This window comes from Sulfitobacter sp. KMM 9851, assembly GCF_057178245.1.
Genome location: NZ_CM169991.1, coordinates 3,029,716 through 3,052,296 on the forward strand (window position 1 = coordinate 3,029,716; position 22,581 = coordinate 3,052,296).

Annotated in this window: 23 protein-coding genes; 6 read left to right on the forward strand and 17 right to left on the reverse strand. The window is 60.9% G+C overall.

Going from position 1 to position 22,581, the window contains the following annotated elements; translation table 11 throughout:
• Positions 1-8: 8 nt before the first annotated feature.
• The 3 genes from ubiA to AC1965_RS15040 are packed head-to-tail and all read left to right on the forward strand — an operon-like array spanning position 9 to position 3,306.
• Positions 9-983, forward strand: coding sequence for a 4-hydroxybenzoate octaprenyltransferase (gene ubiA, locus AC1965_RS15030; protein ID WP_483884657.1), 975 nt, complete (start codon positions 9-11; stop codon positions 981-983).
• Between the two features lie 60 nt (positions 984-1,043).
• Positions 1,044-2,993: an OmpA family protein gene (locus AC1965_RS15035; protein ID WP_483884658.1), complete on the forward strand. Its 1,950-nt coding sequence runs from the start codon at positions 1,044-1,046 to the stop codon at positions 2,991-2,993.
• A complete protein-coding gene (locus AC1965_RS15040; protein WP_483884659.1) occupies positions 2,980-3,306 on the forward strand; it encodes a hypothetical protein in 327 nt (108 codons plus the stop codon). Before AC1965_RS15035 ends, AC1965_RS15040 begins: the two co-directional genes overlap by 14 nt.
• Positions 3,307-3,368: 62 nt before the next feature.
• On the opposite strand, the gene AC1965_RS15045 is transcribed toward AC1965_RS15040, so the two are convergent.
• From AC1965_RS15045 to AC1965_RS15095, 11 genes are all read right to left on the reverse strand, one after another.
• A complete protein-coding gene (locus AC1965_RS15045) occupies positions 3,369-3,815 on the reverse strand; it encodes a universal stress protein (protein WP_483884660.1) in 447 nt (148 codons plus the stop codon).
• 120 nt (positions 3,816-3,935) lie between these two features.
• Entirely contained in the window at positions 3,936-4,403 is a 468-nt protein-coding gene (locus AC1965_RS15050; RefSeq protein ID WP_483884661.1) for a molybdenum cofactor biosynthesis protein MoaE, read from the reverse strand.
• A gap of 1 nt (position 4,404) precedes the next feature.
• Positions 4,405-4,650, reverse strand: coding sequence for a molybdopterin converting factor subunit 1 (gene moaD, locus AC1965_RS15055; RefSeq protein WP_483884662.1), 246 nt, complete (start codon positions 4,648-4,650; stop codon positions 4,405-4,407).
• A complete protein-coding gene (pgsA, locus tag AC1965_RS15060; protein WP_483884663.1) occupies positions 4,650-5,315 on the reverse strand; it encodes a CDP-diacylglycerol--glycerol-3-phosphate 3-phosphatidyltransferase in 666 nt (221 codons plus the stop codon). The genes moaD and pgsA overlap by 1 nt, the downstream gene beginning before the upstream one ends.
• Before the next feature lie 66 nt (positions 5,316-5,381).
• Complete coding sequence (gene uvrC, locus AC1965_RS15065; protein WP_483884664.1) at positions 5,382-7,250, reverse strand: excinuclease ABC subunit UvrC; 1,869 nt, start codon at positions 7,248-7,250, stop codon at positions 5,382-5,384.
• A gap of 286 nt (positions 7,251-7,536) precedes the next feature.
• Complete coding sequence (locus AC1965_RS15070) at positions 7,537-8,316, reverse strand: SDR family oxidoreductase (RefSeq protein WP_483884665.1); 780 nt, start codon at positions 8,314-8,316, stop codon at positions 7,537-7,539.
• 18 nt (positions 8,317-8,334) lie between these two features.
• Positions 8,335-9,294: a calcium/sodium antiporter gene (locus AC1965_RS15075; protein ID WP_483887059.1), complete on the reverse strand. Its 960-nt coding sequence runs from the start codon at positions 9,292-9,294 to the stop codon at positions 8,335-8,337.
• Between the two features lie 170 nt (positions 9,295-9,464).
• The gene (locus AC1965_RS15080) at positions 9,465-10,262 is read right to left on the reverse strand and encodes a S49 family peptidase (RefSeq protein WP_483884666.1); all 798 of its coding nucleotides are present in this window, start codon (positions 10,260-10,262) and stop codon (positions 9,465-9,467) included.
• 61 nt (positions 10,263-10,323) lie between these two features.
• Positions 10,324-11,085, reverse strand: a complete 762-nt coding sequence (locus AC1965_RS15085) for an ABC transporter permease (RefSeq protein ID WP_483884667.1) — start codon at positions 11,083-11,085, stop codon at positions 10,324-10,326.
• Entirely contained in the window at positions 11,082-12,014 is a 933-nt protein-coding gene (locus AC1965_RS15090; protein ID WP_483884668.1) for an ABC transporter ATP-binding protein, read from the reverse strand. The genes AC1965_RS15085 and AC1965_RS15090 overlap by 4 nt, the downstream gene beginning before the upstream one ends.
• Positions 12,015-12,076: 62 nt before the next feature.
• On the reverse strand, positions 12,077-12,586 hold the full coding sequence (locus AC1965_RS15095; protein WP_483884669.1) for an SRPBCC family protein: 510 nt from the start codon (positions 12,584-12,586) through the stop codon (positions 12,077-12,079).
• 108 nt (positions 12,587-12,694) lie between these two features.
• Here AC1965_RS15095 and AC1965_RS15100 point away from each other — a divergent pair, with 108 nt between their 5' ends.
• Entirely contained in the window at positions 12,695-13,675 is a 981-nt protein-coding gene (locus tag AC1965_RS15100) for a DMT family transporter (RefSeq protein WP_483884670.1), read from the forward strand.
• A 94-nt stretch (positions 13,676-13,769) separates the two neighbouring features.
• On the opposite strand, the gene AC1965_RS15105 is transcribed toward AC1965_RS15100, so the two are convergent.
• Complete coding sequence (locus tag AC1965_RS15105; protein WP_483884671.1) at positions 13,770-14,735, reverse strand: NADPH:quinone oxidoreductase family protein; 966 nt, start codon at positions 14,733-14,735, stop codon at positions 13,770-13,772.
• Positions 14,736-14,880: 145 nt separating this feature from the next.
• On the opposite strand from AC1965_RS15105, the gene AC1965_RS15110 reads away from it, so the two are divergent.
• Entirely contained in the window at positions 14,881-16,488 is a 1,608-nt protein-coding gene (locus tag AC1965_RS15110) for an FAD/NAD(P)-binding protein (protein WP_483884672.1), read from the forward strand.
• A gap of 7 nt (positions 16,489-16,495) precedes the next feature.
• Here the strand turns inward: AC1965_RS15110 and AC1965_RS15115 are convergent, their stop codons facing one another.
• The 5 genes from AC1965_RS15115 to AC1965_RS15135 form a co-directional block, all read right to left on the reverse strand.
• Entirely contained in the window at positions 16,496-16,603 is a 108-nt protein-coding gene (locus AC1965_RS15115) for a DUF2474 family protein (RefSeq protein ID WP_483884673.1), read from the reverse strand.
• Positions 16,603-17,610, reverse strand: coding sequence for a cytochrome d ubiquinol oxidase subunit II (gene cydB, locus AC1965_RS15120; RefSeq protein WP_483884674.1), 1,008 nt, complete (start codon positions 17,608-17,610; stop codon positions 16,603-16,605). The genes AC1965_RS15115 and cydB overlap by 1 nt, the downstream gene beginning before the upstream one ends.
• 1 nt (position 17,611) lies before the next feature.
• The gene (locus tag AC1965_RS15125) at positions 17,612-19,030 is read right to left on the reverse strand and encodes a cytochrome ubiquinol oxidase subunit I (protein ID WP_483884675.1); all 1,419 of its coding nucleotides are present in this window, start codon (positions 19,028-19,030) and stop codon (positions 17,612-17,614) included.
• Positions 19,031-19,122: 92 nt separating this feature from the next.
• A complete protein-coding gene (locus AC1965_RS15130; RefSeq protein ID WP_483884676.1) occupies positions 19,123-20,472 on the reverse strand; it encodes a sensor histidine kinase in 1,350 nt (449 codons plus the stop codon).
• Complete coding sequence (locus AC1965_RS15135) at positions 20,469-21,140, reverse strand: winged helix-turn-helix domain-containing protein (protein WP_483884677.1); 672 nt, start codon at positions 21,138-21,140, stop codon at positions 20,469-20,471. Before AC1965_RS15135 ends, AC1965_RS15130 begins: the two co-directional genes overlap by 4 nt.
• Positions 21,141-21,297: 157 nt before the next feature.
• Here AC1965_RS15135 and AC1965_RS15140 point away from each other — a divergent pair, with 157 nt between their 5' ends.
• Positions 21,298-22,419: a Do family serine endopeptidase gene (locus AC1965_RS15140; protein ID WP_483884678.1), complete on the forward strand. Its 1,122-nt coding sequence runs from the start codon at positions 21,298-21,300 to the stop codon at positions 22,417-22,419.
• Positions 22,420-22,581: the final 162 nt, after the last annotated feature.

A 22,581-nucleotide genomic window follows, 5' to 3' on the forward strand; every position in this document is an offset into this window, starting at 1 on the left:
TTAGATATATGCACAACCAACCGCCTTCGCCAGATGCCCCGACAGATGCGCCGGTTGCCGATGCCGTTACCGACAACTGGGTCGACCTCTATGCCCCGGCAGCCCTGCGCCCCTATCTGCGGCTTTCGCGGGCTGACCGGCCCATCGGGACGTGGCTGCTGCTGCTGCCCTGCTGGTGGGGTCTCAGCCTTGCGATGCTGTTTGACCAGTCGCCCCGCTGGGGCGATGCCTGGATATTCATCGCCTGCGGGCTGGGCGCGTTTCTGATGCGCGGGGCGGGGTGCACGTGGAACGACATCACCGACCGCCACATCGACGGCAAGGTGGCCCGCACCCGGTCGCGGCCGATCCCGTCGGGGCAGGTTACCGTCAAAATGGCGCTGGCGTGGATGGTATTGCAGATGCTGTTGTCATTGGTGATTCTGCTGACGCTAAACCGAGCGGCCATCGCGATGGGCGTTCTGGCCCTGCTGCCGGTCACGATCTACCCCTTTGCCAAACGGTTTACCTGGTGGCCACAGGTGTTTTTGGGGCTGGCGTTCAACTGGGGCGCAATGCTGGCGTGGGCGGCCCATACCGGCACGCTGCATGCGCCTGCCATTGTGCTTTACCTTGCGGGCATCGCATGGACGCTGTTCTATGATACGATCTATGCGCATCAGGACGCTGAGGATGACGCGCTGATCGGGGTGAAATCCACCGCGCGGCTGTTCGGTGACAAGAGCGATGCCTGGCTGCGCCGTTTCTTGATGGCTTGTGTCGGGCTTATGGGAATCGCGGTGATCTATGCCGCATTGCCCCATGCGTCGGTGCTGGCACTTGCCCTCGCCTTGGGTGGACCTTGGGCGATGGGATGGCATATGACGTGGCAATTGCGCGGGCTCGATACCACGAACAACGCGAAACTTCTGCAACTTTTCCGCGCCAACCGCGACACTGGCATCATCCCGCTGCTGTTTTTTGCGGCCAGCCTGCTGGCATGATTGCACCCCCCGCGTGACGCGCGTATCAAGTGCTCACGTTAACAACCCGGAAGTCTGCCCATGCGCCTGTCCGCCCTCCTCACCATCGCCCTGACGTTTGCAGCCGCAGCGGTGGTCTCTCTGGTGGCGGCCAACTTTTCGGTTCAACTGATTGAAGACACCTCGGAAATCGGGGTGCGCGATGCGCTGGACGATCAGGGGATGACCTGGGCCGAAGTGCAGGCTGACGGGTTGCAGGTCACGCTTGCCGGCATCGCACCGACCGAAGCCGTGCGGTTTCGCGCGCTTTCCACCGCCGGTTCGGTGGTGGATGCCGCGCGTGTCATCGACGAAATGGAGGTCGAAGCCCAAGCAGCCATCGCGCCACCTCGCTTTTCGGTAGAAGTGCTGCGCAACGACGCGGGCATCTCCATTATCGGGTTGATCCCCACCAGCACCGACCGCGACGCTGCCATCGAACGCTTTGAGGCCATGGCAGGTGACGCCACGGTGACGGATCTGTTGGAATCTGCCGACTACCCCGCGCCCGAAGGCTGGGAAACCGCGCTGCGTTTTGCCATTACCGCGATGGAAAAACTGCCCCGCGCCAAAGCCTCGGTAGAGGCCGGGCGCGTGACCATTACCGCCATATCCGACAGCGCCGCTGCCAAGGCCAAGATGGAAGCCGCCCTAAAGCGCGCGGCACCCACAGGCATGCGGCTCGCGCTGGACATTGCAGCACCGCGTCCGGTGATCACCCCTTTCACCCTGCGCTTTGAAATCGACGCCGAAGGCGCGCGTTTTGATGCCTGTTCTGCCGATACCGATGCCGCGCGCATCCGAATTCTGGCGGCGGGCACCCGCGCCGGTGTGGCTGAAACCGCGCGCTGCACCGTGGGATTGGGTGTGCCCAGCCCGAACTGGGCCCAGGCCGTGGGCCTCGCCATCGACGCGCTGCACCAGATCGGCGCAGGTTCCGTCGCCTTTGCAGATGCCGATATCACGATGATCGCGGCCCCCGGCACCGACGCCACCATATTCGACCGCGTGGTTGGCGAGTTGGAAACCGCGCTGCCAGATGTTTTTGCCCTGTCGGCCAAGGTGCCCGCCATCGCAGACCCCAATGCGGGCCCGCCCGAATTTAACGCCACGCTTAGCCCCGAAGGCCAAGTCCAGTTGCGCGGCCGTCTGAGCAATGAAACCCTGCGCGACCTGGCCGACAGCTATGCCAAATCACGTTTTGGTTCTGACAAGGTCTATACCGCAGCGCGACTGGCCGATGATCTGCCTGCCGACTGGGCCACCCGCGTACTGACCGGGCTCGAGGCGCTTTCCGCCCTCAGCAACGGATCGGTCAATGTGACGCCGGACCGGATGGTTGTGACGGGCAACACAGGCAACCCTGACGCCAGTACACAGGTCGCGTCGCTGCTGGCCGGTAAGTTGGGCGAAGGCGCGGATTACAGCATCGACGTCACATATCAAGAAAAGCTGGACCCCGTCGCGGGCCTGCCAACACCCGACGAATGCGAGGCCGAAATCGGTGAAATCCTAAAGGTCGGCAAGATCACCTTTGAGCCCGGCAGCGCAACCATCGACGCAGGCGCGCTTGGCACGATGGACGATATCGCGGAGGTCCTGAAACGCTGTGGTGACCTACGGCTGGAAATTCAGGGCTATACTGACAGCCAGGGCCGCACCGAAATGAACCAGGCCCTGTCGCAATCGCGCGCCGAATCAGTTTTGAATGAACTGCGCGCGCGCCGCGTGCTGACGGGGTCTTTCGTCGCCAAAGGCTATGGTGAGGAAAATCCGATTGCAGATAACAAGACCGAAGCGGGCCGCGAAGCCAACCGCCGCATCGAATTCCGCCTGATCCGGCCTGATACGGTGGACATCCCCAGCGAAACAACGCTGGAATCTATCGCCGAAACGGGCGATACCCCTTCCGAGCAGACCGACGACGCGGAAGACACGACATCCGTCGAGAGCGGCGAAACCGAAGAAGGCAGCGGTGATGAGCAGAACTGAATTTGTCCTGGCAACGGCAATCATTCTATTTGTGGCCTTCTGCCTGGGGTGGTTCGCCAATTGGCTGCTGCACCGCTTTACCCGCGTGGCCGCAGACGACGTGGCACAGCTTGACCGGATGAGCCAAGAACTGCACGAAGCGGAAGAAACCCGCGATCAGGCGATTACCTACTTGCAGCAGCGCGAGGCGGAATTGACCAACCAACTGGCCCAGACCGAAGCCGAATTGCGTGCCGCGATGGACGGGCTGCGCGACGCGCGCCACGAGGCCGAGGAAATGCGCTCCTATATCGAGCGCCAGAAACCGGCCTGAACCGGGCAAGCGCACCGCGCCCACCTGCCCTCCACTCCGCACCTGGATCAGGCGCTGTAAATCTAAGCCACCGTCAGGCAAGCGCATGTCGCCAAATGGGTCACGTCGCTTGATGTGCTGCCCATCACCAGGGCACGCAAGCTGCCCAATCCGCGCCGGCCCAAAACCACCAGTTCCGCGTCAGTTGCCGCGATGCAGGCCAATATGTCGCGCGCCGGGTCGCCATTGCCCTGGTGCGTGGTGACCTGTGCCACGCCTGCCTCCGCAGCCACGGCTTTGGCCTGCGCAAAAATCTTGTCTGCCGCCGTCGTGATCTCTTCCGGGGTGGGCAGATTTGCCGCGATATACGAATCCGCCATCACGCCCAGTGCGAATCCCACCGTGTCACGGCGCGGCGTATGCGCCACATGGATTGCAGCACCACTGGTGTTGGCCAGATAGCAGGCCATGCGCAGCGCATTCTCTGACGCGGTCGAGCCGTCAAACCCCACAACGATATTGTTGAACATAGTGCCCTCTTTGAGATGCGTTCGGGGCAATATATCAAATGGCGCGGCGGACTATCTTGATCCTGATCAAAGTTCAGCGCGCGCGTTTTGGGCTGCGGGTGCGGTGCGTGAAAGCGCCGCTTATCCTGTGCGCGGCCGGTCTTGCCAGCGTCCTAGCGCTTCCTCGTCATCGTCCTTGGCGGCGACCCACGCGGCACCACGCGCGCTGATCTCGCGTTTCCAGAACGGCGCGCGTGATTTCAGGTAGTCCATCAGAAATTCCGCAGCTTCAAAGGCCGCCACCCGATGCCGCGCGGCGGTGGCAACCATCATGATCACCTCGCCCGGCGCCAGCCGCCCATATCGGTGGATCACCAGCACATCCGCCAAATCAAATCGCACGACCGCCGTTTGCGCCATTTCGCGCAGCGCGGATTCGGTCATGCCGGGGTAGTGTTCAATTTCCATCGCCACCAAAGGCGCATCCGCACTGTCGCGCACCACGCCGGTAAAGGTCACGATGGCCCCGGCGTCACCCTTGCCACCAGCGGCAAATGCAGCGGCTTCGCGCCCCAGATCAAAGGCGTCTTCCTGTACTGAAATACGCATGTTAACCCCCTGTCATGGGCGGGAAAAATGCCACTTCGCGCACGTCTTTCAAAGGCGCATCAAAAGTTGTCAGCTGTTGATCCACCGCCACACGCAGCGCGCTGAGATCACTAAAGGCCAGGGCGTAGCGCTCTTCGCGTGTGCGCAGCTCTGCTACCAGGTCGGCCACTGTCGCGGCCGTTGTTTCGATCCGCTCTCTCGGCAGGCCAATTCGCTCTCTGACCCATGCAAAATACAAGACATCCATCAGCGTCCCTCCCGCAGATGTGGCAGTGCCTTCATCAGGTAGTCGGCCCCGGTAATCGCGGTCAACAGCGCCGCGAACCAGAGCAGCCACAGCCCGATCATGCCAGCCCATTCCATGCCTGCAAGTTTCCAGCGCAGCCCCAGCACGTCGTCCTCTTCGCCGTTTAGTATGGACTGAATCAGCTCCTGATCCATGCCAAAGACGCTCATCCCGAGATAATGTTCAAACACGCCTTGCGAAAACAGAACCGCAATTGCGATCATCTGCAACGTGGTCTTCCACTTGGCCAGCTGCGTCACCTTGAGCGTGCCTGCCACGTTACCCAGATATTCGCGCAGCCCCGACACAAAAACCTCGCGGAACAAGATTAGCGTGGCGGGCAGGACCAGCCAGGGCGACCAGCTGGAAAAGCCTACGATCACCATCAGCGCAATCACCACCATCGCCTTGTCGGCAATCGGGTCCAGCATCGCGCCCAGCTTGGTTTCCTGTTCCCAGGCGCGGGCAAGATAGCCGTCAAACCAATCGGTTATCGCCGCGCCGACGAACAGCACCAGCGCGAACCAGTCGGCATAAGGGCGCGTGAAATATAAAAACATCAGCGCCACGCCGGGCGCTGCGATCAGACGCAGAAGCGTCAGAATATTGGGCAGGTTCCACTTCATTTATCCATCCTAGCCCGCGCTTTCACGAGCCGAAAGCACCAAACGGTATCATACTGCCTCAACACATCACCCACGCTCGTGAAAAAACGCATAGATCGTCTCTGCCAGCGCATCTGACACACCTTCTACTGCCTTGAGGTCACTGAGATTCGCACGCCCGACAGCCTTGGCCGACCCGAAATGCGCCAGCAAGGCCCGTTTGCGCCCGGCACCCACGCCGGGCACGTCATCCAACGGTGTGGCGCCCACGGCCTTGGACCGTTTCGCGCGGTGGGTGCCGATGGCGAAACGGTGTGCCTCGTCGCGCAGACGTTGCACGAAGTAAAGCACCGGATCATTGTGCCGCAGCGCCATGACCCGTTGGCCGACACGGTGGAATTCCTCTTTGCCTGCGTCGCGGTCGATGCCCTTGGCGACGCCGACCATCGGGATATCCTGCACCCCGTGTTCTGCCATGATCGAGGCCACAGCGCTGACCTGCCCTGCCCCGCCGTCAATCAGCAAAAGATCCGGCCACATACCCCTGCTGCGATCGGGGTCTTCCTTGATCAGGCGTTTAAAGCGCCGGTGCAGTACCTCTTTCATCATGCCGAAGTCATCACCGGGGGTCAGGTCGTCGCCGCGAATGTTGAACTTGCGGTACTGGTTCTTGAGCAGCCCCTCCTGCCCCGCCACGATCATCGCGCCAACGGCAAAGGCACCTTGTATGTGCGAGTTGTCATAGACCTCGATCCGCGTGGGGGGAGCGGGCAGGTCAAACGCGTCGGCCAGCCCTTGCAACAATTTGGTCTGGGTGGCGCTTTCGGCCATCTTGCGAGCCAAGCTTTCGCGGGCGTTTCGTAGTGCACCATCCACCAGCTCGGCTTTTTCACCGCGCTGTGGCACCAGAAGTTCCACCCTGCGCCCCAGCTTGCCTGACAGCGCTTCGGCCATCAAATCAGGACTTTCAATTTCGTTGCTGAGGATCAATTGACGCGGCGGTTCGCGGGTGTCGTAGAACTGGCCGATAAACGCCTCCAGCACCTCTGCGGCATCCACATCCGGGCCGACGCGCGGGTAGTAATCGCGGTTTCCCCAATTCTGGTTGGCGCGGATAAAGAACACCTGAACACAGGCCTGCCCTCCTTCCATATGCAGCGCGATGATGTCGGCCTCGGACACGCCCTGCGGATTGATCCCCTGGGCCGTCTGCACCTGGGTCAGCGCCTTGATCCGGTCGCGCAGGGCGGCGGCGCGTTCAAATTCCATCGCCTCTGATGCCGCTGCCATGTCGCGGGCCAGCCGGGCCTGTATGTCGGTCGACTTGCCGCAAAGAAAGCGTTCGGCATCGCGTACGGTCTGGCGATAGTCCTCCGGGGAAATCTTGCCCACGCACGGGGCAGAGCAGCGTTTGATCTGATGTTGCAGGCAGGGCCGTGTACGGCTGTCGAACATCGCGTTCGAACAGTCACGCAGCAGGAACACGCGCTGCAACTGGTTCAGTGTCCGGTTCACAGCACCGGCGCTGGCGAAGGGGCCGTAATAGCTGCCCTTTTCCTTTTTCGCGCCGCGGTGCTTCTTGATCTGGGGATAATCACTGTCTGCCGTCACAAGGATGTTGGGAAAGCTTTTGTCGTCACGCAGCAGCACGTTGAATTTCGGCTTGAGCTGTTTGATCAGGTTCTGTTCGAGCAAGAGCGCTTCGGTTTCGGTCTTGGTCGTCAGGAACATCATCGACGACGTGGCACCGATCATCCGCGCGATGCGCCCAGAATGCCCTGTGGGGCGCGCATACGAACTGACCCGCGCGCGCAGGTTGCGCGCCTTGCCGACGTACAACACCCTGCTCTCGCCATCGAGCATCCGGTAGACGCCGGGCGAACTGTCCAGCGTCTTGAGATAGGCCTGAATAACGGCATGGCCTGTGGGCGCGGTTGTGTTGTCGGGCTGGGTCATCGCTGTGTCTGATTCTCTGCTGTCGCTGCACTAGCTTCCGGGTCGGGGCAAGTCTTAACATGTCCACTGAACTTGTGGATAAGTCTGACTATAACTTCTGCCCTTTTGAGTTTTATCGTTATTTTCGGCTGGTTTCGTCGATATGCCTATTTTTTAGGCACTTACTTAAGGCGTTGTTTTCAAAGACAACTTTCTCAACCCTGCAACAAGCCCCTGAAAACAAAGGGCTTTTGGTAACACTTTCGTAACAATTTGGGCAAAGGTGCAAAACTTTGCCCGCCGCCCGCTAGATATCGCCGATCTCGTCCGAAGTTGGCCACCTTAGGTGTTGACCACCGTCGGTGCAGATCAGTTGGCCGGTCACCCCTGGCGCGTCCAGAAAGTACCCCAAGGCCGCCGTGATATCCCCTGGATTTGCCCCCCGTCCCAACACCGTCCCCTGACGCTCTGCCGCAAAGGATGCAGCGGATTGGTCATGGCCTTTCAGCGTCGGGCCGGGCCCAATCGCGTTGACTCGGATCGCAGGTGCCAACGCCTGCGCGGTGGTGCGCGTCATCGCCCAAAGGCCCATCTTAGCCAATGTATAGGTCATGAACTCTGGCGTCAGGTTGCGCACGCGCTGGTCCAACATGTTGACGATCAGGCCGGTGGCCTGCGGCTCTGCGTCGGCGTCCATCTGGGGGGCCAGCCCCTGCGCCGCCATCGCCTGCGTCAGGATAAACGGGGCGCGCAGATTGCTGCCGATGTGGCGATCCCAACTCTCGCGGGTGGCGCTGGTCACCGTGTCATATTCAAAGATCGACGCATTATTGACGAGGCAGGTGATTGCCCCGCCCAGTGCCGCGGCGGCGGCGGGCAGCAGGGCCTGCGTCGCTGCTTCGTCCAGCAGATCGGCCTGAATCGCGACGGCGTGGCGACCCATCCCCTCGATCTCGGCCACGGCACTTTGGGCGTCGGTTTTGGACTGGCCGTAATGCACCGCCACGTCAAAGCCGCGTCCAGCCAGATACACTGCCATCGCGCGGCCAAGCCGGGTGCCTGCGCCAGTCACAAGTGCACGGGACATGGCAATGCTCCTTCCAGCTTAGTAGGTGAGGACAACAAACAAATAGAGGGCATAAAGCGCGCTGAGCGCAATGCCCCACGTGCGCGTGATATCCTGCTTGAGATAGACAAACGGGATCAGCAGCAGCGATGCCGCCAGCATGACCCACAGGTCAAAGCGCAGGAACGAGGGATCAACGGCAATCGGCCCCACAAAGCCTGCGATGCCGATGATGGCCAGCAGGTTGAACATATTCGACCCAATGACGTTGCCAAGGGCGACATCGGCCTGACGGCGCAGCGCCGCCATCACGGTTGTCGCGAGTTCCGGCAACGATGTGCCGACGGCAACGAGGGTCAGCCCGATGACGGTATCGCTGACACCATAAGCCTGTGCGATGATTGTTGCGTTGTCGACCAACAGCCCCGCGCCCAGCGGCAGACCAATAAGGCCCAGCACCAGAAACATCCCGATCTGCCAACGGGCCATGTCAGGATCAGCCCCTTCAAGATCGTCAGGGTCGGTTTCTGCGGCGTTGCGGCAGGCGTGACGATGATCCTTGGCATCGCCAAAGGCATCGTAAAGAACGTAGCCCAATGCCCCCAGCAAGATGATGCTTGCGATCCAATCGAACACGCCCCGAAAGGCCAACAGGATAAACAGGGCCGAGGCCGCCAGCATGAAATTATAGGTCTTGCGCGTGCTGCACTCTGAGGTGTGCATCGTCGCCAGCAGTGCCGGAATACCAAGCACCAAAAGAACATTGGCCGTATTCGACCCCACCACATTGCCGAGGGCAAGACCCGGCGCGTTATCCAGAATCGCCTTGACCGAGATCAGCAATTCCGGCGCCGAAGTGCCAAAGGCGACGATGGTCAGGCTGACGATCAGCGCGGGCACGCCCAGTCGCAGCGACAGATTGACGGCACCTTTGACCAGCGCATCCCCGGCAAGCAGCAAGATCACGAGGCCAAGCCCCGACAGTAGCCACGGCATCAACATCAGCGCCCCCCTTTGCAGGCACAGGTGCCTTTCCCGATACGGTAGCGCCCACAGCTGTCGCATTTGGTCTGGGACAGGCGTTTGCCTCCCAACCAATGCATTTTACCAAACCAAGCCAGCAGGCCCATGAACACCAAAAATAGCAGAACGATTTTAAAAACCATGCGCTACAGACCAAAACGCGCATAGGCTGCGCGTTCCTCGATGTCGGCAACGGCGTCCTGTACGATCTGCATCCCAAACCGCGACAGCAGCCCGCGCTTAGCGCCGTAGCGGCGGAACTTTACCTTGTCACCAAAGCGGCCCTTGAGCAGCGGGCGCAGGTGGCCGATACCGTCGATCAGCCCCAGCTCAGTCGCGCGTTTTGCCAGCCAGATCTCGCCCGTGAACAGATCCTTGTCGGTGCTCAACTTAGAACCGCGTCGGTCTTTAACGTGGTCGATGAAATTGCCATGAATATCCTCAAGCAGGGTTTTCAGCCGCGCCACATCCTCGGGGTTTTCCGGGCGGAACGGGTCGAGCATGGATTTCGACTGACCCGCCGTATAGACGCGCCGTTCTACGCCATGTTCCTTGATAAATTCATGCACTCCGAAGGACGCCGATATCACGCCGATAGAGCCGACAACCGAACTGGGATCGGCGTAAATCTCGTCTGCGGCGGCGGCCAGCCAGTAGCCGCCAGATGCCGCGACGTCCTCAACAAAGGCGATGACGGGAATTTTCTTTTCCTCGGCCAGGCGGCGGATGCGCGCCCCGATCAACGAGGATTGTACAGGGCTGCCGCCGGGAGAGTTGATCTCAAGCGCGACAGCGTCGGGTTTGCCTTTGGAAAAGGCTTTTTCAATGACGGGGCCAAGCGTCGCATCGTTCAAAGCCGCGCGGCCCTGGGTGCCTATGGCACCGGACAGACGGATGATGGCAACGCTGGGCGGGGACTTGAGGAAGGGTAACCGATGTCTCATCCCTCCCATGTAGAACGCCCCCGCCTTGCAAACAAGACGGGGGCGGAAGATTACCGTTTCGTCACTGACGGATGCGCCAGCCGGTGCGGAAAATCCACCAGATCACGCCAAGGCACAGACCGGTGAAAAGCCCGATTGCCAGAAGGCTGGTGACGATCGGCACATCGGCAGAGCCAAAGAAAGCCCAGCGAAAACCCGAGATCAGATAGACCACCGGGTTGAAGTGCGAAATGACCTGCCAAACCGGCGGCAACATCGAGATCGAATAGAAGGAACCGCCCAGAAACACCAAGGGCGTCACGATCAGCAGGGGGACCAGTTGCAATTGTTCAAAGCTGCCCGCCCAGATGCCAATGATAAAACCCATCAGCGAGAAGCTGATGCAGGTCAGTACGAGGAACAGCACCATGGCGATGGGATGCGCGATCGAGATATCGACAAAGAAGAACGCCGTGATGAGGATAATGACCCCGATGAACAACGCCTTGGTTGCCGCCGCCCCCACATAGCCGATCACGATCTCAAGAAAGTTAATCGGTGCCGAAAGCAGTTCGAACACGGTGCCGATGAATTTCGGGAAATAGATGCCGAAGGATGCGTTTGAAATGGACTGCGTAATCACGCTGAGCATGATCAGCCCCGGCACGATGAAAGCGCCATAGCTCACGCCTTCGACCTCTTGGATACGGCTGCCGATGGCGGCGCCGAAGACCACGAAATACAGCGAAGTCGACAGAACGGGGGAAATGATGCTCTGCGCGATAGTGCGGAAAAAGCGCGCCATCTCAAAGGCATAGATTGATTTGACTGCGATCCAATTCATGCCGCGTCCTCCTCGTGCAGAAGATCGACAAAAATATCTTCCAGACTGCTTTGCCGTGTTGCCACGTCACGCAGCACCAGCCCGCTGGCGGCAACGTCGGCCAACAGTTTGGTGATACCCGTGCGCTCGGCGTTGGTGTCGTAGGAATAGATCAGGGTCAGCCCGTCGTCGGACAATTGCAGCGCATCCGATGTCAGCGCGGCAGGCAGGGTCGTGATCGGTGCCGTCAGCTGCACCTCCAACTGCTTTTTGCCCATGCGCGCCATCAGTGTTTTCTTTTCCTCGATCAGCATCAGTTCGCCGTTTGCGATGACGCCAACGCGGTCGGCAATTGCTTCGGCTTCTTCGATGTAGTGGGTGGTCAGGATGATCGTCACGCCATCGGCCTTGAGCCCAGCCACGATTTTCCACATGTCCTTGCGCAGCTCCACATCGACCCCGGCAGTGGGTTCATCTAGGAACAACACGCGCGGATCATGGGCCAGCGCCTTGGCAATCAGCACACGGCGCTTCATGCCGCCGGACAGCGCGCGGATCTGGCTGTCTTTCTTGTCCCACAGCGAGAGTTGCCGCAGTACCTTTTCCAGCGCGGCGTCGTCGGCCGGGCGGCCAAACAACCCGCGCGAAAAACGCAGGGTGTTGATTACCTTTTCAAAGGGTTCGAGGTTGATCTCTTGTGGGACCAGCCCGATCATGCTGCGCGCGGCGCGGAAATCGGTGATGATGTCATGCCCACCCACCGTCACGCTACCGCTGGTGGGGGTGGTGATGCCGCAGATAGTGGAAATCAGCGTGGTCTTGCCCGCGCCATTCGGCCCCAACAGGGCCAGGATTTCACCCTCTTCGATTTCCAGATCGACGCCTTTCAGCGCCTCAAAACCACCCGCATAAGATTTGCGCAGGTTTTTGATATTCACAATTGTCGGCATGATGGCTCCGCTCTTTTCAAGCGGGCAATCTAACCCGGTTCGACAGAAGTGAACAGAGTAGTTCAGTCCTTTGTCTTACCGAACCAGCCCTTTTTGACCGGCGCTGCTTCTTCGATGGTGCCGTCGTCAGCCGGGCCTTCTAGCGAGGCTTGCAAGTTGTCAAAGAACTGATCCGCCATCTTCTTGGCAAAGCCATCAATGATGCGACTGCCCAGTTGCGCAAGTTTGCCGCCAACCTTGGCCTCCACGTCATAGCTCAACGCGGTGCCGCCGTCCTTTGCGGCCAGTCGCACCTCTGCGCCGCCCTTAGCAAACCCTGCGGCCCCGCCCTTGCCTTCACCACTGATCTTGAGTGACGTGTCGGGGACAAGATCAGACAGAGTCACCTGCCCCTTAAACGTTGCCTTAACCGGGCCCACCTTTTGCACCACAGTCGCCTCATAGCCTTCCTCGACCGAGCCAGACACGTCCTGCGCGCCCGGCACGCATTTTTGCAGCATCTGAGGGTCCAGCAGCGCGGCATAGACCTCTGCTGGGGTTGCGGCAATCTGGCGGGTGTCGGTCATCTGCATCGGAGGCCCCCTTCGGCGTAAGTCATCGCGGTGAACCTAGCCGCTTTTTTTGGCGGCACCAATCCCAAACCTTCTGGACCTTCCCCCGCGACCTGATAGGTCTTGGCGATGAACACCTCTCCCCAAAGCCGCGCCGGACTGGCGATCCTGTTTGTTCTGGCCGGTGTGGCTGCGATTTCAGTCAATGACATGCTGATCAAACGGCTGTCGGGGGGCTATCCCCTGCACCAGATCGTTTTCACACGCTCGGCTGTTGGCATCCTTTTGGGGCTGGCCCTCGTCCAGATGGAAGGCGGGCTGCACCTGCTGAAAACGCGCCAGCCCGGTATGCATCTGTTGCGCGGCACCCTCGTGGTGATTTCCAACATGTCATTTTTCCTGGCCCTCGCGGTGCTGCCCTTGGCCGAGGCGACGGCCTTGTTTTTTGCCGCGCCGCTTTTCATCACGCTGCTGTCGATCCCGATCTTAAAGGAAAAGGTGGGGCCCCTGCGGCTTGGGGCGGTGATTGTGGGGTTTGTCGGCGTGATGATCATGCAGCGTCCCTGGGCCAGCGACGCCAGCCTGCACGCCTCGCGGCTGGTGCTGCTGCTCCCGGTGCTCGCGGCGCTGACTTATGCGCTGAACCAGTTGATGACGCGCAAGCTGGGGGTCACCACAAAGGCGTCGGTGCTATCCGTATACATTCAGCTGGTTTTTGTCGTGGTGTCGCTGACCTTTTTCATCGTTGCAGGCGACGGACGGTTTATCGACGCAAACAGCGCCGCGCCGCTGCAATTTTTGCTGCGGGCGTGGATCTGGCCCGAACAGGGTGATCTGTGGGTGTTTGCCATCCTTGGCCTCAACGTCGCGATCATCGGCTATTGCCTCAGCCAGGCCTACCGCATGGGCGATGCTGCCACTGTGGCCCCGTTTGAATATATCGGCCTGCCGCTGGCGGTGTTCTGGGGATTTATCATATTTGGTGACCTGCCGAGTTGGGAGGTCTGGGTGGGCATTGCCCTGATCCTGGCAGCGGGGCTGTTCGTCTTTCTGCGAGAGCGCCAGAAATCCCTGCGCGTCACCCGCGCCCAGGGCAACAGACGGTACTGATTGACCCGCCCATTATCGCGCCGAAGCCACTGCCAGCTTTACCTTGCCAAATATGTCCAGCGCGGCCGGGGCCACGGCCCCTGCCCGATCGTGGTCAACGGGCGACCTGCACCACCACCTTGCCGGTTGCCTTGCGATCGCGCAAAAGTGACAGCGCATCGTTTGCCTGCTCCAGCGGGAGGACATTGCTGACGTGCGGCTTTAGCTTTCCGGCGACATACCAGTCGATCAGCGTTGCGAAACTGTCGGTGAGCACGGACGGTTTTATCCGCGCATAACCGCCCCAGTAAAAGCCGAGCACGGTCAGGTTCTTGACCAGCAAGATGTTCGCGGGAATTTGGGGGATGTCACCGCTGGCAAAGCCAAGCGGGATCAGGCGCGCTTCGGGGTTGCAGGCGCGCATGGCAGCCTTGAACTGGTCACCGCCAACCGGGTCATAGACCACATCGGCGCCGCCCAATGCCTTGACCGCCTCGCGGATATCGTCGGTTTCGGAATCAATCAGGTGGTCCGCCCCGGCGGCCTTGCACACCGCCAGCTTGTCCTTGCCGCGCGCAACGGCGATGACCTCGGCCCCCATCAGTTTGCCCAGTTCAACCGCCGTCAGACCCACGCCGCCAGACGCGCCCAGCACCAACAACCGCTCGCCCTTTTGCAGCCGCGCCTTGTAGTCCAGCGCCACATGGCTGGTGCCATAGGCAATCAGGAAGGCCGCGGCATCAACCGCGCCCATTTCATCGGGCAGCGGCACGCAGACCTCGGCCGGGATGGCCGCATATTCAGCCAGCCCGTCAAACCCGGTATAGGCCGCAACGCGCTGGCCCTTTTTCAGGTGATCAACCCCAGCGCCCACGGCGGTGATCGTGCCGGCCAGCTCCATGCCTAGCGTAAAGGGCAAGGGTGGTTTTTCCTGATAGGTCCCTTTGATGATCAGCAGGTCGCCAAAATTCAGCCCGCAGGTGTCAATCTGAACCAGAACTTGCCCTTGGCCCGGCACCGGCATCTCTAGGTCCTGCATGGTCAGGGGCTGATCATAGGCTGTGACTTGCATGGCGCGCATGGGGGGCTTCCTTTTTCGATTATCGTGCAACAGTTGCCGCAAGCGCGGCCCGTTTAGCAACCCCTCATGGAACCAAATGCGCCGACGTCAAGTTAGCCAGTTACACCCGTCGCAGCCGCATTGATGACGGCATTGGATATATATCATGCACAACGTTGTTCTTGTCGGTTCCGGCCCCACGTCGCTCTATACCCTTGCGGCCTTACTTGCCCAGCCCGCCGGGTTGGCCATCACCGTAATCGAGCGTGAAAGCCAAAGCGGCACGGGTATGCCCTTTCGACCTGATGACACCGATGTGGTCATGCTGAGCAATATCGCCAGCATCGAAATCCCCCCGATCTGCCAGACCTTTCTGGCGTGGATCGAAACATTACCCGACGAAGTGCTGGGCCATCTGGGCATCAGGCAGGCAGACCTGCACGCGCGGCATTTCTTTCCACGCGTTCTGCTGGGGGCCTATCTGCGCAGCCAGTTGGGCACACTTGCGAAAGGTGCCGAAGCGGCGGGCCATGACGTGACGATCTTGAACAATGCCCACGCTGTCGATGTGGTGCGTCTCGGCAAAGGATACCGCGTTACCTTTCGTCAGGGCGGCAATATCCACGCGGCGCAAGCCGATCAGGTGGTTCTGGCGACGGGGCATGAATGGCCCGAGGACCACGCAGAAACAGGATATTATGCCTCGCCCTGGCCCTCGGCCAAGCTGCGCAATATTCCAGCCGCGCGGGTCGGTGTTCTGGGCTCATCGCTCAGCGGGATCGACACGGCGCTGGGGATCGCGGCGGCACACGGGCAATTCGAAGACGGCGGGACCGTCTATCAACCCAGCCCAGACGCCGCAAAGAAACTGCGCATTGTTCTGATGTCGCGCAAAGGCCTGCTGCCCGAGGCAGATTTCTGGTGTGAGTTGCCCCACCTTCCGCTTGATCACTGCACACCCGAGCGTCTGGCTGATTTGGCCGCGACCTCTTATACAGTCGACGATATCTTTGCCCTGATCCGCGAGGAATTAGGCGCCGCTGACCCCGCCTACGCACTGCACATCGGCTTGGCATCCTTACGTGCCGACGACTTCGCAGATGCCTACTTTGCGGACCGCATTGATCAGGACCCATTTGTGCTGGCCGCCGCCAATTTGGCGGAGGTCGACAAAAACTATCAAAGCCAGACCACCGTACCATGGCGTTATGCCATACTGCGCCTGCACGAGGCCGTGGCCCCGTTTGTACCCGGACTTTCGGACGCCGAGCGGGCGCGATTCCACCGGGCCATTGCGCCGGTGTTCATCGACAACTACGCCGCTGTCCCACCACAGACCATCCGCCGTCTGCTTGCGCTCGGCAAAGCGGGTGTGCTGGAGGTTCAGGCAATTGGCGATACCGCAAAGATCAAGCATTCACCCGAAAAGGCGCGCACCCAAGTGCGCTGGGACAAGGCGAGCCGAAGCTTTGCGTATTTTGTGGACGCGCGGGGACAGCGGGCACTGAATGCCGGCGACCTGCCATTCCCCACCTTGCTGGACCAGCTTGATCTGGACCCCGATGCAGCTGTGCCGCTGGACGACTGTTTTCGCGTGAACACGGACAAGGGCATTTGGCCGGGGATCTATTGCGCGTCGCTGCCCTATATCCTGCACCGCCACCCCTTTGCACAGGGCATCACGGTGAGCCATGAAATCGGCGAGACATTGGCCAAGGCCATCGCGGCCCAACGCGACACGGACAAAAGCCGCGCAATAGCACAAGCGGGGTAAGACAGCGTTAGGGCATGATGATCGAGCGGATGCCGTAGGCCACCAGCCCCAGCGCCGCGACACTGGCCAGCCAGATCAGGACGAACCATCCGACGCGGGACATCCAGTGTCGCATCAGTGATAGCCTTCATCAGGGTCAATCTTGCCGCGAAACACCCAGTAGGCATAGGCGGTATAGCCTAGGATCATCGGCAGCAGCACCAGCGTACCAACCAGCGTAAAGGCAAGGCTTTCATCAGGCGCCGCCGCCTCGACGATGGTCAGGCCGGGGGGCACGATATGCGGATAAAAGCTGATCCCGATACCGATAAAGCCCAACACGAACAGCGCCAACGCGCAGAGAAACGGCTGTACGTCGCGTTGCTTTTGCAGGCCGCGCAACATGCCCAAGGCGGTCAGCGCGACCAGCACCGGCACCACGCCGCTGAACAGGGCTGTGGGCCAGGCGAACCAGCGCTCGAAATAGACGGCATCTTTGAACGGGGTCCACAAGCTGACCAACGCCATCAGGATCAGGGTCGCGATGGCAAAAGGCCAGGCCAGCCGGCGCATGTGGCTTTGGATACGCCCCTCAAGTTTCATGTTCAGCCAAGTCGCGCCCAACATGGCGTAGCCCAGCGTCAGCGCGACCCCGGTCAGCAGGGAAAACGGCGTCAGCCAATCCCACCAGCCCCCGGCATAGGCGCGGTTTTCAACCTCGATCCCCTGCACCAGCGCGCCAAGTGCGATACCCTGACAAAAGGAGGCCACCAGTGAGCCGCCGAAAAAGGCCATATCCCACAACGGCTTCCACCGTTTTGCGCGCCAGCGGTATTCGAACGCCACACCCCGAAAGATCAGTCCCAACAGCATCAAAATGATCGGGAGATAAAGTGCCGGCATCACGACCGCATAGGCCAGCGGGAACACCGCAAAAAGTCCGCCGCCCCCCAGAACCAGCCAGGTCTCGTTGCCGTCCCAGATCGGGGCGACCGAATTCATCATCACGTTGCGCTCGCCTTCGTCCTTGGTCAGCGGAAACAGCAGACCCACACCCAGGTCGAAGCCGTCAAGGATGACATAGATCAGCACCGCCCCGGCGATGATGCCCGCCCAGATGAATGAAAGTTCCAGTCCAAACATATCAATCCTCTCCCGGTTTACCGCGCACGGCCGCTTCTTCGCCAACAGCCACAAGCGGCCCGTCTTCTTGTGCGTCGTCACGTTCGTCTTCCAGCACGTGATCACGCACCGGTTTGCGCATCATCGCAAGGATGTACCAAGTTCCCGCACCAAAGACGAAAAAGTACACCACGATGAAGGCAATGAGCGAGGCTGCCACCGCGGGTGCCGCCACGGGCGCGAGACTGTCAGACGTGCGCAGCAACCCGTAAACGGTAAAGGGCTGGCGCCCGACTTCGGTCGTGATCCAGCCCGCCAGCACGGCGACAAAGCCAGCGGGGCCCATCACCAGCGCCGCACGGTGCAGCATGGGCGCCGCGAACAACCGCCCGCGCAGGCGCGCCAACAGTCCCCAAAGGCCCAGACCGAGCATGGCAAAGCCCAGCGCAATCATGATGCGGAAGGACCAAAAGACAATTGCCACTGGCGGCTCGTCCTCATCGGGGATTGTGTCGAGCCCTGCCAGAGGCGCGTTCAAATCGTGTTTGAGGATCAGAGAGGACAGTTTCGGGATTTCTATCGCATAGTCGATGCGTTTTTCAGCCGTGTTGGGGATGCCGAACAGGATCAGCGGCGCGCCGTGGTCATGGCTATCGAAATGCCCTTCCATTGCCATCACTTTGACGGGCTGGTGTTCAAGCGTGTTCAGCCCGTGTACGTCCCCCGCAGCGATTTGCAGCGGCGTCACCAGCACCAGCATCCACATCGCCATCGAGAACATCCTTCGGGCAGCGGCATCGGCGCGATCGCGCAGCAGGTGCAGCCCCCCCACCGCCCCCACGACCAAGGCCGTGGTCAGGTAGGCCGCCAGCACCATATGCACGAGGCGATACGGGAATGACGGGTTGAACACGATCTGCCACCAATCGCGCGGCACGAACTGACCCACATCGTTGATGGCAAAGCCTGCGGGGGTCTGCATCCAGCTGTTAACCGACAGAATCCAGGTGGCAGACGCCAATGTGCCCAGCGCAACCATCGCCGTGGCAAACATATGAAGCCCGTCACCCACCCGGCGACGACCAAACAGCATAATGCCCAAAAACCCGGCCTCAAGGAAAAATGCCGACAGCACCTCGTAGGCCATCAAGGGGCCAACAACCGGCCCTGCCTTGTCGGAGAAAACCGACCAGTTGGTGCCGATCTGGTAAGACATCACGATGCCCGACACGACCCCCATGCCGAAGGCGACGGCAAATATCTTTTTCCAGTAGTTGAACAGTTTGAGAAAGGTTTCGTCCCGCGTCCACAACCAGCGCGCATTGATCACCGCCAGAAAGCTGGCCAGGCCGATGGAAAATGCCGGAAAGATTATGTGGAATGAAATCGTGAACGCAAATTGCACCCGCGCCAGAAGTTCGGCGGTGTAGCCTTCAAACATGATCAAACCCTCAACAATTGGTTTAGGCTTATATATGGGGCGTGACCCGGCGCTGCACAGGCCAAATTGCCGCAGCGCCCCGGCGTCAGGGGTCAGTCGGTAAAATCTACAACCACCCGCAGCCCCGGCGCGTTGTCCTGCAATTCCATCGTCGCCCCGTGCAGCTTGGCCACAGCCGCCACAAGTGCGAGGCCCAACCCATGCCCCGGCGTGTTCCGGCTGGCATCCATTCGGAACAGGCGCTGCAACACTTTGTCGCGCATGTCGGGTGGGATGCCCGGCCCATTGTCGGCGACGACCAGGCGCACATGTTGCGGCGTCTGTTGCACTGTGATGGTCACGCGGTTGCCGCCGGTGCCGTGGTGCAACGCATTTTCGATCAAGTTTGTCAGCAGTTGCCCAAGCAAGGTGCGGTCGCCCAGCAGCTGCACCGGATGATCCGGCAGATCAGCTATCAACGCCTTGTTTAGATCGCTGGCAGTTGGTTCGAACAGGTCAGTCATCACCTGGCAAAGGTCCGTCAGATCAACCGCTTTAAAATGCGCCCGCGCATCGCCGCTTTCGACCTGCGCCAATTGCAGCAGGGCCTGAAATATCTCGGCGATACCGTCCAGTTCGGCGCGGGCGCGGGCGATGGGCTGCGCCCGATCCCCGCCCGTCGCTTCGGCACGGGCCAGATCATCCAGATGCACCGATACCCGCTGTATCGGCGTCTTGAGATCATGGGCGATATCAAGTGACACCTGACGCAGGGCCGCCACCGATGCCTCCTGCGCCTGCGCCATCTGGTTCACCGTGTCGCCGATGCGCATCAGATCATCCGACCAGCGCGGCCCGACCAGTACCCGCGCGGCCAGATCGCCGGTGGTCAGATCGTCAAGCGTGCGGCGTATCACCTCGACGTGGCGTTTGGACCTGCGCGCGAGGATCAACCCACCTGACAGCGCGATCAGCGCGGTGGGCAGCAGGCTGACCAACAGGATGTTCACAAAGACCACACGCAGCGCTTCGATTTCGGCGCGGCTGCGGGCAATGGTCAGCAGACCACCGTAAAGCGTATCGGTCAGGGTGAGATACACCCCGCTGTAGGGCGTGCGCGCGGCATCCAGCGACACGATGTGATACCCCTCGTCATCGCGGGCGATGGCTCCGTTGCCATAAATCCGGCCATCCGGGGCGATATAGCTTAGGATCAAGCGGCCCGGATCGGTTGCACGCGATTCCGCCTCGACCAACTGTGCCAGCGCGCGGGCACCCGGCGCGGCGCGGAACCCTGCCATGTCCTGCGCCAGATCGGCGCGAATGGCCTGTTCGAATGAACGCTGAGTGACTGCGTAACTGGCAGCAAGGCTCAGCAGGCTGGCCCCGGTGAATAGCACCACCAGCAAAAGCGCCAAGCGCAGCGGCATGGAGCGCCAGAGCTGGGCAAGCCGCGCGGTCACCCGTCGATCCTGTAGCCGGCGCCCCGTACGGTCTGGATCAGCTCAGTGTCGAATGGGCGGTCAACCTTGGCGCGCAGGCGGCTGATATGGGTCTCCACCACGTTGGTCATCGGGTCAAAAGAGATATCCCAGACCGATTCCAGCAGCATCGTGCGGGTCTGCACCCGGCCCTTGCGCCGCAGCAGATGTTCCAGCAGGGCAAATTCGCGCGGTAACAGATCAATCTCCTGCCCCGCCCGCGTCACCCGACGCGAGATCAGATCGACGCAAAGGTCACCCACACGCAGGGTCGTTTCCTGATCGAGCGCCTGCGGACGGCGGGCCAGCGCACCGACACGTGCCGAAAGTTCGCCAAAAGCAAAGGGTTTGACCAAATAATCATCTGCCCCGGCTGTCAGCCCTTCGATCCGGTCCTGCACCGCGCCCATAGACGTCAGCAGCAGAACCGGCGTGGCGTTGCCCGCCCCGCGCAGGGTTTTCACCAGGGCAAGCCCGTCAAGTTCGGGCAGCATCCGATCCACGATCAGAACGTCATATGCACCGGCAGTCGCCTGCACCAAACCGTCACGCCCGGTGGCAACTACATCGACCACATGCCCCTCTTCGCGCAATCCGCGTGCGATGTAGGTGCTGGTGGTGGTGTCATCTTCGACAATCAACAGTCTCATGGTGCTCGCTATGTAGGGTCGCCCAATGTCTAAAGCAATTCGCGCGCCGCCGCAGCCATCCCGTGCGATCCTTACAAATTTGTATAGCGCAGGCGACGCGGATGTTATGCGCGCCCCCCATTTGTCGTTCACAACATCAGATGCAAGGAGCATTTACATGCAGATCACCCTATCCAAGACCCCCCGCGCCGCCGCCCTTGCGTTAAGCGCGGCACTGGTTAGCACCCCGATGCTGGCGCTGGCCCCCTCGGCAGCGATGGCGGTGCCCCCCGGCGGCTATGCCGATCTGGTCGAAGCCGTTTCGCCCGCTGTGGTCTTTATCGAAGTCACGGCGACAGCGCAGAAGGTCGATATGCAGCACCAATTGCCGCAGGGCATGCCCGAAGAGCTGCGCCGCCGGTTCGAACACATGCTGCCCGGTCAGGACGGCGCGGGTGCGGTGCCGCAGCAAGGGCTTGGGTCCGGCTTTATCATCTCGGCAGACGGTCAGATCGTGACCAACCATCACGTTGTGGCGGGGGCCGATACCGTAACGGTCAAGCTTGCCGATGGCCGCAGTTTTGCAGCCGAAGTGGTGGGCAGTGATGCCATGACAGATATCGCCCTGCTCAAGATAACGGCGGATGTTGATCTGCCGATGGTGGCATTCGGCACTTCCAAGTCGCTGCGCGTCGGCGACGAAGTCGTGGCTGTGGGGAACCCCTTTGGCCTTGGTGGCACAGTGACGTCGGGCATCGTGTCCGCATTGTCGCGCGATATCCAGTCGGGCCCGTTCGATGACTTTATCCAGACGGATGCTGCCATTAACCGGGGAAATTCCGGCGGCCCACTATTTAACAACGCAGGCGAGGTCGTGGGTGTGAACACTGCGATCCTGTCGCCCGGTGGCGGGTCGGTCGGCATCGGGTTCTCTGTGCCGTCTGATCTGGTGCAGACCGTGGTGGCCGATCTGGCCGATGATGGATCGGTCGAACGCGGCTGGCTGGGCGTCCAAATCCGGCCGATGTCGCCCGAAGTGGCGAACGTGCTGGGCTATGACAGCCCCAAGGGCGCTGTAATCGAAGCCGTGAGTGCCGACAGCCCTGCCGCAAATGCGGGGTTGAAAGCGGGCGATATCATCCTGTCGTTTGGCGAAACAGAAGTGAACGACCTGCGTGACCTGACCCGAGCCGTCGCCACGTCCACGCCGGACGAAGCAACCAAGGTGGTGGTGCTGCGCAAAGGCGCAGAGCAGACCATCGACGTGACCGTGGGCGCGCTGAAACCCAAGCCAGCGTAAGCCCACGTCCCCCCCGGCGGCTATGCTCCTGTCCCTGTACCGCCGGACCCTGCCCGCGCGCCTCCCCCCTCGTGGCGCGCGGGCTGCCTGACCCCTTGGCATTTGCCCCTGTCCGACGCCATACTGTCCGTGATCTGGTCCGTTCAGGGCCGTATTGCGCAA

Bases quoted from the DNA above. Each gene is read 5' to 3' on its own strand.
- AC1965_RS15100 (WP_483884670.1), top strand. From the start codon at position 12,695: ATGAACACCTCTCCCCAAAGCCGCGCCGGACTGGCGATCCTGTTTGTT.
- AC1965_RS15070 (WP_483884665.1), bottom strand. From the start codon at position 8,316: ATGTCCCGTGCACTTGTGACTGGCGCAGGCACCCGGCTTGGCCGCGCG.
- pgsA (WP_483884663.1), bottom strand. From the start codon at position 5,315: ATGAAGTGGAACCTGCCCAATATTCTGACGCTTCTGCGTCTGATCGCA.
- AC1965_RS15050 (WP_483884661.1), bottom strand. From the start codon at position 4,403: ATGCGTATTTCAGTACAGGAAGACGCCTTTGATCTGGGGCGCGAAGCC.
- AC1965_RS15080 (WP_483884666.1), bottom strand. From the start codon at position 10,262: ATGAGACATCGGTTACCCTTCCTCAAGTCCCCGCCCAGCGTTGCCATC.
- AC1965_RS15040 (WP_483884659.1), top strand. From the start codon at position 2,980: ATGAGCAGAACTGAATTTGTCCTGGCAACGGCAATCATTCTATTTGTG.
- uvrC (WP_483884664.1), bottom strand. From the start codon at position 7,250: ATGACCCAGCCCGACAACACAACCGCGCCCACAGGCCATGCCGTTATT.
- AC1965_RS15085 (WP_483884667.1), bottom strand. From the start codon at position 11,085: ATGAATTGGATCGCAGTCAAATCAATCTATGCCTTTGAGATGGCGCGC.
- AC1965_RS15125 (WP_483884675.1), bottom strand. From the start codon at position 19,030: ATGTTTGAAGGCTACACCGCCGAACTTCTGGCGCGGGTGCAATTTGCG.
- AC1965_RS15110 (WP_483884672.1), top strand. From the start codon at position 14,881: ATGCACAACGTTGTTCTTGTCGGTTCCGGCCCCACGTCGCTCTATACC.
- AC1965_RS15035 (WP_483884658.1), top strand. From the start codon at position 1,044: ATGCGCCTGTCCGCCCTCCTCACCATCGCCCTGACGTTTGCAGCCGCA.
- AC1965_RS15135 (WP_483884677.1), bottom strand. From the start codon at position 21,140: ATGAGACTGTTGATTGTCGAAGATGACACCACCACCAGCACCTACATC.
- AC1965_RS15095 (WP_483884669.1), bottom strand. From the start codon at position 12,586: ATGCAGATGACCGACACCCGCCAGATTGCCGCAACCCCAGCAGAGGTC.
- ubiA (WP_483884657.1), top strand. From the start codon at position 9: ATGCACAACCAACCGCCTTCGCCAGATGCCCCGACAGATGCGCCGGTT.
- cydB (WP_483884674.1), bottom strand. From the start codon at position 17,610: ATGTTTGGACTGGAACTTTCATTCATCTGGGCGGGCATCATCGCCGGG.
- AC1965_RS15045 (WP_483884660.1), bottom strand. From the start codon at position 3,815: ATGTTCAACAATATCGTTGTGGGGTTTGACGGCTCGACCGCGTCAGAG.
- AC1965_RS15090 (WP_483884668.1), bottom strand. From the start codon at position 12,014: ATGCCGACAATTGTGAATATCAAAAACCTGCGCAAATCTTATGCGGGT.
- AC1965_RS15105 (WP_483884671.1), bottom strand. From the start codon at position 14,735: ATGCGCGCCATGCAAGTCACAGCCTATGATCAGCCCCTGACCATGCAG.
- AC1965_RS15115 (WP_483884673.1), bottom strand. From the start codon at position 16,603: ATGCGACACTGGATGTCCCGCGTCGGATGGTTCGTCCTGATCTGGCTG.
- AC1965_RS15140 (WP_483884678.1), top strand. From the start codon at position 21,298: ATGCAGATCACCCTATCCAAGACCCCCCGCGCCGCCGCCCTTGCGTTA.
- moaD (WP_483884662.1), bottom strand. From the start codon at position 4,650: ATGGATGTCTTGTATTTTGCATGGGTCAGAGAGCGAATTGGCCTGCCG.